Source organism: Streptomyces sp. NPDC002580, assembly GCF_042889485.1.
Classification (GTDB): domain Bacteria; phylum Actinomycetota; class Actinomycetes; order Streptomycetales; family Streptomycetaceae; genus Streptomyces.
The window spans coordinates 609,640-624,370 of the sequence record NZ_JBIAQZ010000003.1; the positions used below are offsets into that span (position 1 = coordinate 609,640).

Annotated in this window: 9 protein-coding genes and 1 pseudogene; 7 read left to right on the forward strand and 3 right to left on the reverse strand. The window is 71.8% G+C overall.

Annotated features, from left to right (window positions below):
- The 3 genes from ACFYW7_RS13670 to ACFYW7_RS13680 form a co-directional block, all read left to right on the forward strand.
- Positions 1–454, forward strand: a 454-nt coding sequence (locus tag ACFYW7_RS13670) for a tetratricopeptide repeat protein (protein WP_389501434.1), incomplete at its 5' end; no start/stop codon positions are given.
- 404 nt (positions 455–858) lie between these two features.
- Positions 859–1,368 carry a hypothetical protein gene (locus tag ACFYW7_RS13675; protein WP_389501436.1) on the forward strand — a complete coding sequence of 170 codons (510 nt, stop codon included), beginning with the start codon at positions 859–861 and terminating at the stop codon, positions 1,366–1,368.
- Positions 1,369–1,542: 174 nt separating this feature from the next.
- Positions 1,543–1,962 (forward strand): hypothetical protein, encoded by a 420-nt coding sequence (locus tag ACFYW7_RS13680; protein WP_389501438.1) that lies wholly within the window; start codon positions 1,543–1,545, stop codon positions 1,960–1,962.
- A 604-nt stretch (positions 1,963–2,566) separates the two neighbouring features.
- Here the strand turns inward: ACFYW7_RS13680 and ACFYW7_RS13685 are convergent.
- Positions 2,567–4,129 carry an APC family permease gene (locus tag ACFYW7_RS13685; protein WP_389501440.1) on the reverse strand — a complete coding sequence of 521 codons (1,563 nt, stop codon included), beginning with the start codon at positions 4,127–4,129 and terminating at the stop codon, positions 2,567–2,569.
- A gap of 932 nt (positions 4,130–5,061) precedes the next feature.
- On the opposite strand from ACFYW7_RS13685, the gene ACFYW7_RS13690 reads away from it, so the two are divergent.
- The 3 genes and pseudogenes from ACFYW7_RS13690 to ACFYW7_RS13700 all read left to right on the forward strand — a co-directional run bounded on the left by ACFYW7_RS13690 (position 5,062) and on the right by ACFYW7_RS13700 (position 10,473).
- Positions 5,062–5,976, forward strand: coding sequence for a glycosyltransferase family 2 protein (locus tag ACFYW7_RS13690; RefSeq protein ID WP_389501443.1), 915 nt, complete (start codon positions 5,062–5,064; stop codon positions 5,974–5,976).
- Between the two features lie 678 nt (positions 5,977–6,654).
- Positions 6,655–7,254: pseudogene (locus ACFYW7_RS13695) on the forward strand (BTAD domain-containing putative transcriptional regulator); the annotation flags it as partial.
- A gap of 603 nt (positions 7,255–7,857) precedes the next feature.
- On the forward strand, positions 7,858–10,473 hold the full coding sequence (locus tag ACFYW7_RS13700) for a tetratricopeptide repeat protein (RefSeq protein ID WP_389501663.1): 2,616 nt from the start codon (positions 7,858–7,860) through the stop codon (positions 10,471–10,473).
- A gap of 155 nt (positions 10,474–10,628) precedes the next feature.
- Here ACFYW7_RS13700 and ACFYW7_RS13705 read toward each other — a convergent pair whose 3' ends face one another.
- Together ACFYW7_RS13705 and ACFYW7_RS13710 are read right to left on the reverse strand one after the other, a co-directional pair.
- On the reverse strand, positions 10,629–12,320 hold the full coding sequence (locus ACFYW7_RS13705) for a bifunctional 3'-5' exonuclease/DNA polymerase (RefSeq protein ID WP_389501445.1): 1,692 nt from the start codon (positions 12,318–12,320) through the stop codon (positions 10,629–10,631).
- Positions 12,321–12,583: 263 nt separating this feature from the next.
- A complete protein-coding gene (locus ACFYW7_RS13710) occupies positions 12,584–13,333 on the reverse strand; it encodes a Clp protease N-terminal domain-containing protein (RefSeq protein WP_389501447.1) in 750 nt (249 codons plus the stop codon).
- A 258-nt stretch (positions 13,334–13,591) separates the two neighbouring features.
- Here ACFYW7_RS13710 and ACFYW7_RS13715 point away from each other — a divergent pair, with 258 nt between their 5' ends.
- Complete coding sequence (locus tag ACFYW7_RS13715) at positions 13,592–14,719, forward strand: DUF2786 domain-containing protein (RefSeq protein WP_389501449.1); 1,128 nt, start codon at positions 13,592–13,594, stop codon at positions 14,717–14,719.
- Positions 14,720–14,731 lie beyond the last annotated feature (12 nt).

The following is a 14,731-nucleotide window of genomic DNA, read 5'->3' on the forward strand; positions in this document are numbered from 1 at the left end:
CACCTTCACCATCCGGAACAACCTCGCCCGGTGGCGGGGGGAGGCGGGGAATGCGCAGGGTACGGCCCACGAGCTCGCCGCGCTGCTGACCGACTCCATCCGGGTGCTGGGCCCGGACCACCCCGACACCTTCACCAACCGGCACAGCCTCGCCCGGTGGCGGGGGGAGGCGGGGGATGCGCAGGGTGCGGCCGACGCGTTCGCCGCGCTGCTGACCGACCGGATCCGGGTGCTGGGTCCGGACCACCCCGGCACCCTCGCCACCCGGCACAGCCTCGCCCGGTGGCGGGGGGAGGCGGGGGATGCGCAGGGTGCGGCCGACGCGTTCGCCGTGCTGCTGATCGACTACATCCGGGTGCTGGGCCCGGACCACCCCGACACCCTCACCACCCGGCACAACCTCGCCCGGTGGCGGGGGGAGGCGGGGAATGCGCAGGGTACGGCCGACGCGTAAGCAGACCTTGAATTCTGAGACAGGCCTAGTCTCGGTTCTAGTCTCGATCGCTACTCAATCCGGTGCGGTGCGTGCTTGTCCGCGGACGTTCGACACGTTGCCTGACCTGCAACGCGAACTCGTTGGCGGACGCCCCCGGACCACTACGGAACAAGCCCGGACAGCTTGTAATCCGTAGGTACGGGGTCCGAATCCCGAAGATTCGGGAGATCGGGAAGCGCGCATACCGGTCGGTCCGGGGTGGACTGGTGACAGCCTCCTGCGTCGGCCAGGCAGGTCGGCTGCGGCATGAGTCGATCGCGGCCAGGCCGGGGCGGTTGTGCGGCGTGGGGTGGGAACCGTCCACCTCTTCTATTCGTCACTGAATGCAAATGCCTGATCACGCAAGGCGAGGATGGTGGGGGATGGATCCAGTATCGGTGGGGCTGTTGGCGGCGCTGGCCGGTGGGGCCGGCGGCGAAGTCGGCCAGCAGGCCTGGGCGGGACTGAGTGCACTGGTGCGGCGGCGTCCCTTCCACCGAGACAGCGGCGGGCAGACCCCGACAGTCAGCTCCGGGGAGGCGGAACTGGTGCATCTTGCCGCAGATCCGGACGATCAGAGCCGGGCGCAGGCGCTGAGCACGGCCCTGGCGGTGCGGGCCGCGGTGGATGGGGACTTCCGTACCCAGCTCGCGGTCTGGCTGGAGCAGGCGAAGCTGGTGCGCACCGGGGACGGGGCGGTGACGAACACCATTAGCGGAGGTGCCCAGAGCGGACCGGTCCTTCAGGGCCGGGACTTCTCCCAACTGGCCTTCACTACCTTGCTTGAGAAGCCTTTGAGCAGCGAGGAAAGGGAGGTCGTTGCAGAGCATGCTGAGCTGACCATCGAGCGGAGTCTGGCCAGGCTCTTCCTGCGGCTGGGGCCTCCCCCCTGATCCGATCGGACTCAAGTACTCATCTATGGGCGGTGGCGACGGAGGGGCGCGACAGTGAGTGTGGAAGAAACTGGGAGCGCGTCTTCAGCGCCACAGAACGACCCGATCACATCTGCGGGCTTAGAGATCGCTATGAAGTGGGGGGCCGCGCTAGGTGGCCCTGCAAATCTCGAAGTGGCATTCAAGGCACTCGAACCGCAGCTCGTACGCGAGCATGAACTCCTCATGCGCCGCCTCGCGGTGCAGGAGGCTGCCGGCAAGCGAGCTGATGCCAATGCCAAGGCTGCTGCTGAACTCGAAGCAAGACGAGCTGACGCCAAGGCTGCTGCTGAACTCGAAGCAAGACGAGCTCGCGAGGAGCGCCAGCACAAGCGGCATCTGGCCGGTTTGTACACAGGCGCCGCGATCAGCACTGCCATGCTGGCTGGAGGTGTTTACGTGGCGAAGGACGCGTGGTGGCTCGCCGTACTGCTCTGTGGTCCCAGTCTTGTTGCCATGGGCAAGATCTTTGTATTGCGGCGCAGTGATCCCAGCGACATGCAGGCTGTCAGCCAGGTCTCACGAAGTGCGGCTAGCGCCGCCTCCCAACCGTAGCCACCCCCATGACCAGCGGATCGCACGGCCGGAGTGTCGTCCTGCTGTTTCTCATCCTCCGTGAGCACCGTCTGACCGAGCAAGTTCCCGAGGGGCACGCGCAGGATGCCTGGTGTGTGATCGTCACTGGGCATGATGCCCGAATCGTCCCGGAGAACCCGCTGGCTGGGGCCAGTCTCAGTTCTAGTCTCGATTGCTGTGGAATCCGGCGTGGTCTGCACTCGTCCGTGGGCGTCCGGCACGTCGCCTGACCTGCAACGAGATCCCATTGGCAAACGTCCATGGACCAGTTTGGAACAAGCCCGGACAGCTCGTAATGCGTAGGTCTCGGGTTCGAATCCCGAAGGCGGCTCTGTGGAAGCCTCAGGACTCACTCGCCGTGACCTGGGGCTTTTGCTTTTTTCGGGTGGGGCGGGGATGCCGAGTGGTGGCCTCGTGGCTGCCTGCGGGATCGGTCGCTGCCTCGGGTGAGGGCCGGGACCAGGGGTCGCCGTGCTTCCGCCCCGGCGCCGGCGCAGCGGCGGGAGAAGCAGGGGTCGCTTCCTCTTGAGCGGGCGGCAGCCGGGGGGCTTCAGATGAGCGCCTCTCGCGGTTCCGCGGTCGTTCAGTGGCCCTCTCTGTCGTGGGAGGAGGTCGGGATCGTCTCCTTGCGGAAGAAGGACGGGCGGAACGCGCCGTACAGGAGCATCAGGACGGCGCCGAGGATGAGGGCCCCGATGCCCGTGACGAAGACGCCGCCGAGTTGCCAGTGCGGCGGGAACGGCAGCGTCCACGACGTGCTGCCGTAGTCCGTGGCGGCGTACACCACGCAGGCGTTGAGGAAGAAGTAGAGCAGCATGGCGCCGCCCAGGCCCGGCATGATCCCCCTCGTCCAGAGATCGCGTGGGCTGCGCGTCAGGACCCTCCGGTAGTACCAGACGCAGGCGAAGCCGGTGAGGCCGTAGTAGAAGGCGATCATCAGCCCGACCGAGCCGATCGAGTCGGCCAGGACGTCCTCGCTGACCTGGGTCAGCATGACGTAGAAGGCGATCGACGCCAGTCCCATGCCCACGGTGGACCAGGTCGGGGTGAGGAAGCGGGGGTGGATGCGGGCGAAGCGTGCCGGGATGGCCTTGAAGGCGGCCATGGAGAGGGTCGTACGGGCCGTGGGGAGGATGGTCGTCTGGGTGGACGCCGCCGCCGAGGTGAGGACCATGACGATCAGGAGTTTCGTGGCGACCGTGCCCCAGCCTCCGGTGCCGAAGATCTCGGCGCCGAGACTGGAGAGGACGTCCCCGGAGTTCTCCGGGTTGCCCAGACCGATGCCCTTCTCGCCCACTCCGGCGAACGCCTGTGCGGACGTGGTGACCATGAGGTACACGAGCAGCAGGATGACGGTGGACAGGACGGCGGCGCGGCCCGGGGTGCGGTCGCGGTCCTTGGTCTCCTCGTTCACGGACACGGCGGTGTCCCAGCCCCAGTAGATGAAGACACCGGCGAGGATGCTCTTGGTCAGGTCGTCGAAGGAGTTGATCTCGAAGGGGTTGAACCACGACCACGAGACCTCCGACGAGACGCTCGGTGCCGTCCCGCCGTACACCTTGACCAGGGCGGTGACCGCCAGTAGGCAGAGCACCACGATCTCGATGGTGAGCAGGAGCTTCTGCAGGTTGGCCGAGAGTTCGATGCCGATGTAGCAGACCAGGGTCATCACGGCGATCCACAGGACGCCGACCACCGTGACCCAGAACGTGTCCTGCGCCAGCCCGTCCGCGCCGACCAGCTGGAAGCCGTACGCGCCGGCGATCTGCGCCAGGTTGGCCATCACGATGATGTCTGCGGCGATGATGCCCCACCCGCCCAGCCAGCCGGTACGGGGGCCGAAGGCCCTGGACGCCCAGGTGAAGGTGGTGCCGCAGTCGGGATCGGCCCGGTTGAGCTCCTTGTAGCCGTAGGCGATCAGGAACATCGGGATGAAGGCGAGGACGATCACGATCGGTGACTGGAAGCCCACGATCCCGACGATGACGCCGAGGGTCGCCGCGAGGCTGTAGGCGGGGGCCGTGGAGGCCAGCCCGATCACCGTGCTGGAGAACAGGCCCAGGGCGCCGCCTTTGAGGCCCTTGTCCGTGGTCCCCGGTCCCTGTGGGGGCAGCGGTGCGGGCGGCGGGACGGACGGTGAGCTCATGGCGCCCTCCGGAAACCTTGTGATGCCCGCGAGTGGAACGGGCGCCCCCTGTTCCCGGCTCGGGAGACCTCGGGCTCCCGCGGGTGCGCCGGGGAGGCCGGGGGTGCCGGGCCGCTCCCACCAGCATGAACCCGCTCGCCGACAACCGGTAGTCGAGCCACCGGTGGTCGAGCCCGCAGGCCGGGCGGAACAGTTCTCCGCGGTCCCGCCGGGGAGAGGGCGCGAAGAGGTGCGGGAAGGCGTGGGGAGGCGCGGGGAGGCGCGTCGTGCAGGCCCGTGGGCCTGGTGAACCCGCTGAGGTCCGGGCCGGTGTGCGGTCGGGCAGCCGGGCGGGCCTTTCGAGGTCGGGGCGCGTACGGGACGCAGGCCGGCGGGTGCGGTGCCATTCTGCGGGGAGGACGGGATCCGGCGCGGTGGGCGGCGGGACTCGGGTACTCCGCTCGCCCGGAAGACCGGCATCGAGGCGGGACACCGCGTACGGCTCACCCGTGCGCCGCGGGACGGGGGCATCCCCGGGTCGCCCGATGGCTGCGAGGTCGCCGAGGGCGGTCCGGAGGCGGCGGACGTGACCGGCGCCTTCTTCCGGGAGCGCGCGGAACCGGTGGCGCGGGCGGGGGAGTTGCCGGGGGCCTGGCCGACCCGGCCACGCTCTGGATCGCCTGGCCCCGTCGTGCGGCCGGTCACCGGAGCGACATCACGGAGAACGATCTGCGGGAGGTCTTCCTGCCCCTCGGCGTGGTCGACGTGAAGGTGGCGGCACCGAGGGAGGACTGCTCGGGGCTGAAATTCGTCCGCCGGAAGGAGAACCGGCGCTCTTGACGGCGGACGTATCGGCGTAGAACAGGACGTACGAGCGGCGGGCGTACAGGCGTACTCGAGGGGTGAATCCGGTGAACGGCTAGCATCGCGGCACAGTTGTCGGCCGGGATGGGGTGGGTGTCGTGTCACAGGCGGAGGAGGGGCCGCGGATCGCCGTTGCCGTGGTGACCATGGGCAACCGGCCCGTCGAGGTCGACGCGCTGCTCGCCTCCGTGGCCAAGCAGGACGTGGCGCCCACCCGGGTCGTGATCGTCGGCAACGGCTGCCCGCTGCCCGAGTTCGCCGAGCGTCTCGGTCTGCCGGGAGAGGTGACCGCCATCGAACTGGACGAGAACCTCGGCTGTCCCGGTGGCCGGAACGTGGGGCTGAGCCGGCTCCGTGAGTTCGGCGATGTGGACGTCGTCGTCGAGCTCGACGACGACGGGCTGCTCATCCACGCCGACGTGCTGCGCAAGGTGCGCGACCTCTACGCCGCCCGGCCGCGGCTCGGCATCGTCGGCTTCCGCATCGCCGACGAACACGGCGAGACGCAGCGCCGTCATGTGCCGAGGGTCGGGGCCAAGGACCCGATGCGCGGCGGACCGGTCACCGGCTTCCTCGGCGGCGGTCACGCGCTGTCCATGCCGATGCTCGCCGAGACCGGCGACTGGCCCGCGGAGTTCTTCTTCGCGCACGAGGAGACCGACCTCGCCTGGCGGGCCATCGACGCGGGCTGGACCGTCCTCTACGAGCCCGAACTGCTCCTCCAGCACCCCAAGACGTCGCCCGCCCGGCACGCCATCTACTACCGGGTGACCGCCCGCAACCGGGTCTGGCTCACCCGGCGCCGACTGCCCCTGGCGCTGATTCCGCTGCACCTGGGGGTCTGGATCCTGCTCACGCTCCTGCGGACCCGGTCGGTCGGCGGACTCAAGGCCTGGTTCGGCGGATTCGCCGAGGGGCTGCGGCAGTCCGGCGGGGAGCGGCGCCCGATGCGCTGGCGGACGGTCTGGCGGCTCACCCGCCTCGGACGCCCGCCCGTGATCTAGGGCCGGTCGGCGCGCATCTGCCGGGCTGTCCGTCCGGCAGCGCTTCTGTCGTGTGGGTCAGGCGCCTGGTCGTCCGGCTCCCCGGTCGTGCGGTCGTGGGGTCGTCCGAACCGGGCGAGCCCCCGGCCGGCGGGAATCGGATGGGCGGGAATCGGCCGCCGCATGGGGTGTGGGGCGGCGCGGGGCCTGGTGACGCGCAGATTCCGGGTGGCTGATGAGCGCTGTTGCCGGACAGGTCTCGGCGACCGACAGGCGGCCGGGGCAGGGAGGCTCTGGGCTCTGGATCCGGTCGGCGGGCCGGCCCGAAACGGACGGAGGCCCCGGTCGATCACCTCAGCGACCGGGGCCTCTCACGTCCCCGGATCCGGCCGCGGCGGCGACACTCCCCCGAGTTACGCGTAGTACGCGCGCACCGTCGGGCCAGATCCGATGTCCTGATCAGATCAGGTCGCGCCAACGGATCGCTAACATGTGGCCAACGGTTCCTTCGGGAACGAAACAGTCGGTCGGCGTGAAATCGTCCTGAGCGGGCGGGAACTCGCCGTGGAGCGCGGCCGGGACGGCCGGGTGGAGAGGCAGTGGGGCGGCGAGATGCGGAACGGGCTGCGGTTCGGACTGCTGGGGCCGCCGGTCCTGTACGACGCCGACGGCGGGGTCGGCTCGATCGGCAGCGGCAAGATGCGCGCTCTGCTGGTCGCCCTGCTCCTCGAACCGGGCCGGGTCGTCTCCGTGGACGTCCTCAAGGACGCCCTGTGGGGCGGGGCGCCGCCGGCCTCCGCCCAGGCATCCCTCCAGAACCACGTGACCCGGCTGCGCCGTCTCCTCGACGATCCGGAACGGCTTCGGGCCGTGCCGCCCGGTTACGTACTGCGGGTCGGCGAGGACGAGTTGGACGTCCGCGTCTTCGAGCGGCACGCCACCGTCGCGCGCGACGCGCACGCCGAGCGTGACTGGGAGCGGGCGCTGCGCGAGACCACCGCGGCGCTCGCGCTGTGGCGGGGCACCCCGTTGAGCGGCCTGCCGCCCGAGTCCGGCGGACACGCCTTCGTCCAGCGACTGGAAGAGACCCGGCTGCTGGTCCTTGAGCGGCGGTACGAGGCGGAACTGCGCCTCGCCCCGACGGCCTCCCGACTCGACCGGCTGGCACTGGAGTTGGCCGCGCGCACGGCCGAGCACCCGCTCCGTGAGGCGTTCCACCGGCTGCTGATGCTCGTCCTGCACCGCGCGGGGCGCCAGGCCGAGGCGCTCGCCGTCCATCGTGATCTGCGGGCCCGCCTGGTGGAGGAACTCGGCATCGAGCCGGGGTCCGCGGTGCGCGACGCGCACCTGGAGATCCTGCGCGACAGGGACAGGGACAGGGACAGGGACAGGGACAGGGACAGGGGCAGGGACAGGGGCGGAGACGCAGGTAGGGACGGGAGCGGGGGAGGCGGCGAAAGCCGAGGTGCCGGCGGCGGTAGAGACCCCGGTAGCGACACCGGGAGTCGCGGTGAGGGCGACCGGGGCTCGGGCGAGGGCCGGGACCAGGGCGCGGACGGAGGTCCTGGCCGGGACCGGAACGGCGATCTGAGCCGGGAGGGGAGCAGCGGGGCCGAGGGGGCGACGGGCCCCGACCGGGTCGTCCGGAGCGCCGCTCTGCCGTCTCGTCCCGCCCAACTTCCGCCGCCCCCGGCGCACTTCACCGGCCGCGAGGACATCCGAGAGCAACTGCGGATGCTCCTGGACCCGGGTCCACAGAACCAGCAAGGTCACCATGGCGACCCATGGCACGGGGCTCGGCCGGGACACCAGGGCCGGCAGGGGCACCCGGGCGTCCCGGAACGTCAGGGGTATCCGGATCATCGGGGGCACCCCGGCGGTCAGGGAGGCCCGTCCCGATCGATGGATCCGCAAGGTCCGGCGCGTCTGGGCAGCGGGCTGAACGGCGTCGTGTCCGGTGGCGCCGGGCGGGGCGGTACCGCGTCCGACGGGGCGGCCACTTCGGGTGCGCCCGGTGAGGCGGCCGACGGCCGGGCCGTGACGACGGCCGACAGGATGGCGGAGCGGACGGCAGAGGAGACGGCGGGCTGGACGGCCGACGGCGCGGGCGGTGTCGTGGCCGGTGCCAAGTACGGCGGGGGCCATGCCGGGGTGTTCCGTGTCGCGGTGATCAGCGGCATGGCCGGTGTCGGGAAGAGCGCGCTCGCCCTGCACGTCGCCCACGGGCTGAGGGAACGTTTCCCCGATGGCCAGTTGTACGTCAACCTGCACGGCGCCACCCCGGGCATGACCCCGCTCACCGCCGGTCAGGCGCTCGCGGCGCTCCTGCGCGATCTGGGCGCGGAACCCCGCCGCATCCCCGAACACCCGGACGCGGCGGCGGCGTTGCTCCGCTCGATGCTGGCGCCCACCCGCACGCTGATGGTGCTGGACGACGCGGCGCACGCCGCCCAGGTGCGGCCGTTGCTGCCGGCGGGTGCGGGCTGCGCGGTGATCGTGACGAGCCGTTCGCCGCTGGCCGCACTGGACGGCGCCGACCGCTTCCCGCTCGCGCCGCTGACGGACGAGGACAGCGCGGCTCTGCTCCGCGCGGTCTCCGGACGGCAGGACGGACTCGACGGCGGTCACCCTCTTGTCGAGCTCACCGGCCGACTGCCGCTCGCACTCCGTGTCGTCGCGGCCCGGCTCGCCGCCCGCAAGGCCCTCACCCCGGACGTGCTCGCCAGTCAACTGGCCGCGACTGAGGGGAGGTTGCACCACCTCGAGTATGACGACCTGAGTGTGCGCCGCTCGCTCGCCGTCGCTCACGACGCGCTCCGCGTCTCCGAGCGCGAGGCCGACCGGGACGCGGCGCTCGCCCTGTGCCGTATCGGCGCGCTCGACCTGCCCGCGTACGGAACCGCCCTCGTGGCCCGGCTGGCCGGCATCGACGAACGGCGCGCCGAGGCCGCGCTCGACCGGCTCGTCGACGTAGCCCTCCTGGAGGAGACGGCGTACGGCCGCTACGCGCCCCACGACCTCGTACGGGATTTCGCCCGGGAGATCGCGGGCGCCGCGGAGTGTGTCGTGGGGGCGGCAGCGGGCGCGGGCGCCCCGGTGCCGGGGATCAACGGATCCTCCTGGCTCCCCGGATCCTCGGATGTTCCAGGATCCTCAGGCGTCCCCGGATCCTCCAGTGGCTCCGGTGCCTCGGGCGGTGCGGGGGAGGGCCTCGCCGGCTTCGACGGGCACGGAGGGAGGCGCGACATCTCTGGGCAGGCTCTTCCAGGTGGCTCAGGTGGCTCAGGTGGCTCAGATGACCCGGGTGGTCCCGCTGGTGCCGAGAGTCTCGGCGGTCCCGGTACCGCCGGCGGTACCGGCGGTACCGGCGGTACCGGCGGTACCGTTCCTCGCGGGCACGACGCGGTCGTCGCGGAGCGTGCTCTGCGCTGGTACGCCGGTGTCGCCGCCCGTTCCCTGGAGGCGATCCTCGAGACCGGACTCGACCGGGAGGACCGTGCCAGGCCCACCGCCTCGCAGCCGCCCGGGCACGCGGCGGACGTCGCGGCCACGCCCCCGTTCCGCTCCGCTCGGGAGGCCTTCGCCTGGGGGGACACGGAACTGACGAACGTCGTCGCGCTGGCGGAGCGGTACGCGCCGACCTCGCCGTACGTCCCCCTGTTGGCCCGCATGCTCAACCCGTACGTCCAACGCAGTGGCCGCGTCGCCGAGTTGGAGTCCCTCCAGCGGTCCGCGCTCGCGGCGGCGCGGCTGCTCGGCGACGAGGCCGCCGAGGCGTACGCGCTCGGCGACCTCGGTGGTCTGCACTTCATGACAGGCCGTGTCAGCGAGGCCCTCGCCCTGAACGACCAGGCGCTCGCGATCTGGCGCCGCCTCGGGGTGCTGTCGTGGATGCGGCGGGGGCTGAACAACCGGGGCATGCTCCTCGAAAGCCTCGGCCGTTACGCCGAGTCGGGGGAGGCTCTGCTGCAAAGTCTCCAGTTCTCCCGCGAGTTGGGTGACCCGCACATGGAGGCCATCACCTACAGCCACCTCGGCAACCTGTACGAGCACACCGATCCGCGGGCCGCCATCGACCATCACAAGCGCAGCCTCGCGATCGGTGACGCCGTGCGGGACGTGATCATCCGGCACTCCGCGCACTGCAACATCGGCTACGCCCATCTCACGCTCGGCGAACCGGCCGCCGCCCTGCCGCACTTCGAGGAGAGCCTGCGCGTCCTGGGCGGCCACGGCGACTGGCACGGTGAGTCACAGACCCGGCTCGGTCTGGTGCGCGCCCTGCGCGGGGTCGGCCAATGGGAACGGGCCGCGCTCGAGTGCGATCTGCTGCGGTGCCGCGCCGACCGTCGCGCCGACCGCTACACCGGAGGCCTCGCCCGGCACCAGCGCGGACTGCTGTTGCGGGAACAGGGCGACGCCGAAGCGGCGTACAAGGAGTGGGCCTCGGCGCTGGAGGCGCTGCAGGAGACGGACAGCCCGGTGGCGGGCGAACTGCGCAAACTGCTCGCGAAGTAGCCCGGCCGTCGGGCCTGCCGAGGCGCCAGGCCGCCGTCGAGGCAGATCCCCCGGCCCCGCCTGCCCTCGCCCCCGCGGATGCCGATGTCGGCCGTCCGCCTCGTCGGCCGCGCGGTGTCAGGGGCCCGTGACGCCGAAGTGGCCGGGCGGGGGCGCTACTTCGCGTCCGCGTAGCACCGTACGACCGCCGTGGTGAAGGGAAAACGTACCGGCGTCTCCCCGAAGGTGAGGCGGCCGGCGAGTTCGGCCGCGTCGCGGATCGCGGCCACCACCGTGTCGGCCTCCTCCTCGGGGCAGTGCACGATCACCTCGTCGTGCTGGAAGAAGACCAGCTCGGCGGCGAGTCCGGAGCAGGTGCGCCGCAGCGCGGCCAGCACCAGCAGGGCCCAGTCGGCGGCGCTGCCCTGCACGACGAAGTTGCGGGCGAACCGCCCGCGGGCGCGGGAGTCGGAAGAGGCGTAGCCAGGCACCCAGCCCTGGTCTGCACCGGTGTCGACGGGATCGTCCTGCGGGATGCCCGCCTCCTCCCCGCTGTCGTCCCCCGCCCCGGCCGCCGGAGGGCAGGTCCGCCCCAGCCAGGTCCGCACGAGACGCCCTTCCTCGCCGGCGCGGGCGGCGTCGTCGACGTACGCCACGGCCTTGGGGAAACGGCGGCGGAGCAGTGCGAGATTCTTGAGTCCGTCGCCGGAGGTCTGGCCGTAGACGGCGCCGAGCACGGCGAGTTTGGCCTGTGCGCGGTCGCCGGAGAAGGCCCGGTCCGACACCGACTGATAGAGGTCGCTCTCGCGGCCCGCGACCTCCATCAGGCCGGGGTCACGGGAGATCGCCGCGAGGACGCGGGGCTCCATCTGGTCGGCGTCGGCGACGACCAGCCGCCAGCCGGGGTCCGCGACGACGGCACGCCGGATCACCTTGGGGATCTGGAGGGCGCCGCCGCCGTTCGTCACCCAGCGGCCGGTGACCGTCCCGCCCGGCAGGTACTCCGGCCGGAACCGTCCGTCGCGCACCCAGTCCTGGAGCCAGGACCAGCCGTGGGCCACCCAGATCCGGTACAGCTTCTTGTACTCGATCAGCGGCTTCACGGCCGGATGGTCGATCGACTCGATCTCCCACCGCCGGGTGGACCTGACCTTGATGCCGGCCTGCGCGAACGCCTTGACGACATCGGCCGGCAGGTCGGGTCTGACCCGCCTTCCGAACGCGGCGGACACTTCGTCGGTGAGCTCGGCCAGACGCCGGGGTTCACCACCCCCGGTGTACCGCTCGCCGAGCAGTTCGCGCAGGACGTCCCGGTGGACGTCAGCGCTCCACGGCAACCCCGCCTCGTTCATCTCGGCGGCGACCAGCATCCCCGCGGATTCGGAGGCCGTCAGGAGGCGCATCCGCTCCGGGTGCGCGGTCGTGTCGTGGCGGCGCTGCTGGTCGGCGTAGACCGTGAGGAGATCGGCCAGCGGCAGGTGGACCGGGCGCGGTTCGAAGAGGGAGGACTGCGAACCCGGCTCGGCGGAACGCTGCGGCGGGTCCGGCGGCACGGGGCCGCCGCGCAGTCTCGCCAGCGCGGCGGCCGCCGACCGGGGCTCGCCGAGCCGCCCCTCGTGTCCGAGCAGCAGGGTCTCGGCGGCCTCCATGTCGTAACACCGCTCCACTCGCACCCCCGTGGCGAGCAGTCTCGGGTAGACATCGGCCGTCGACCGCCACACCCACCGGCTCACGTCCGGCCGGGCGCGCACGGCCTCCGCGAGGTCCGCCTCCCGGCGGACCGGCCCCGTGGGCAGCCCGTCCGGGCCGAGAGCGGCGATCTCCGCGCCACCGTCCTCGGCCGGCGCGAGAGCCCATCGCTCGGTCATGCTTCCGAGTCTCGCAGGGGGGTCTGACATCGCCGTCCGGCGACGCGGCCGGCGGAGCGCCGGCACCACAGTGAGAGCGGTCCGCCCTGGTCACCGGCACCACAGTGAGACCGGTCCGCCCCGGTCACCGGGTCCGTCCTGCCACCCGGCCCCGGGTGGTCACCAGGCACGGCTTCGCGCATCGTGCCTGCCCGCGGCGCCGTTCCGGCCCGTTCCGCCGGTTCGCGTCAGGGCAGGTCGCGGCCGGGGTTCTGACCGTTGCCCTACGCCGTCGGCTTCTCCTGTGTTCCCGTCTCCTGATTCACGATCGCTTCGAGCATCTGCGCGATGTGTGCCTCGGTCGCCGCCTTGTCGACGCCGGAGGAGCTGAGGACGCCCTCGCCGTTCTCGAACTCCAGGAGGGCGAGCAGGATGTGCTCGGTGCCGACGTAGTTGTGGCCGAGGCGCAGGGCCTCCCGGAAGGTGAGCTCCAGGACCTTCTTGGCGGCGGAGCCGTACGGGATCAGTTCGGGGACCTCGTCGGCGGCGGGCGGGAGCGCGGTGACGGCCGCCCCGCGGACGGTGTCCAGGGAGACGCCCTGAGCGGTGATCGCCCGTGCGGCGAGTGCGTCGGGCTCGCTGAGCAGGCCGAGGACGAGGTGCTCGGGCAGTCCCTCGGTGCCGCCCGCTGCCTTCGCCTTTTCGTGCGCGACCATGACCACCTTGCGCGCCCGCGGGGTGTAGCGGCCGAACCCCTGACTGGGGTCGAGGTCCGACTCCGCCTTCGGCACGAACCGCTTCTGGGCCGCCTGCCGGGTGACCCCCATGCTCCTGCCGATGTCCGTCCAGGACGCTCCGGAACGCCTCGCCTGATCCACGAAGTGCCCGATCAGGTGGTCGGCCACGTCGCCCAGGTGATCTGCCGCGATCACCGCGTCCTGGAGCTGGTCGAGCTCGTCGCTGTGAACCTTCTTGATGGCCTCGATGAGGTCGTCGAGACGCACGGATGATTTGCCGGGTGAGTTCGTCGTCATGTGTCAACGTTAGGTTGACAGTCCAGGAGTGTCAACCCGAAGTTGACATCTCGAGCGCCCTGTCCGCAGGGTGGGGGCGGGGCGGCCGTTCCGACGTCCGGGCCGTCCGTGCCTGACCGTCCGCCGCTGACCGTCCGGACCCTGCGGCCGGGCCCCCGGCCGCAGGGTCCGTGCCGATGGCGGCAGGGTCCGTGCCGGTGGTGGCAGGGCGGCGGGCCGAGCCGCAGGGGTCCGGACGGCCCGTGACACGATCGGGGGATGAGTACGTCCAGCACCGTGGAGCGCGCCTTCGCGGCCGCCCTCTACGCCGACTCCGAAGCGGCCCTCGACACCGGAGCCTCCCTGCTCGCCGCCGATCCGGCCTCCGACGCCGAACTCGCCCGGCGTGGAGAGGAGTTCGTCGCGGCGGCCTGGCGACGCGGCTGGCAGCCCGCCGATGTCGTACGGATCGTGCGGCGCGACCTGGACGACGTACACGTACGTCTGGTGACGTCCTGGATCCTCGAGGAGGGGGAGGGCGACCGCTCGGCGCGGGGTGCGCGGTGGGCGGCCCAGCTCGACGAGCTGGAGGCCGAGCCCCACGACGTCCGCACCGATCGCTTCTCCCGCGCCACCGCCGTCCTGGAGCTCTGCCGGCTGCTCCTGCGGCTGCCCGCCATCGAGCCGCTGGACACCCCGAGAGCGGTGACCACGGCGGCGGCCCCGCAGGAGACGCGCATGCTCGCCCGCATCCGTGCCCTGCTCGCGAAGGCGGAGGCGACCGGGTTCCCGGAGGAGGCGGAGGCGCTCAGCGCCAAGGCGATGGAGCTGATGGCGCGGCACAGCATCGACGAGGCGCTGCTCTCGGCGCGGACCCACGCGAAGGACGCGCCCGGCGCCTGCCGGATCGGCGTCGAACCGCCGTACGAGACGGCGAAGGCGGTGCTCCTGGACGCGGTGGCGGGGGCGAACCGCTGCCGGGCCGTGTGGAACGAGACCCTCGGCTTCTCGACCGTGGTCGGTTTCGAACCCGATCTGGAGGCCGTCGAGCTGCTCTACACCTCGCTGCTCGTACAGGCCACGGCGGCGATGACGAAGGCGGAGGCCGCGCAGCGGGCGGGCGGCCGCAAGCGCACGAAGACCTTCCGCCAGTCCTTCCTCGCCGCGTACGCGCACCGGATCGGCGACCGGCTCGCGTCGGTCGCCGAGGGCCAGGTGACCGCCACGGAGGGGGAGTTGCTGCCGGTGCTCGCGGCCCGTGACGTGGCGGTCGCCGACCACCTGGACCGGATGTTCCCCGAGACCGTGACGACCCGGGTGCGCGGCATCACGGACGAGGCGGGCTGGCACGAGGGTGCCGCCGCGGCGGACCGGGCGCAGGTCCGGGGCCGGCGCCCGCTGCCGTAGGGCCCGGCGGGG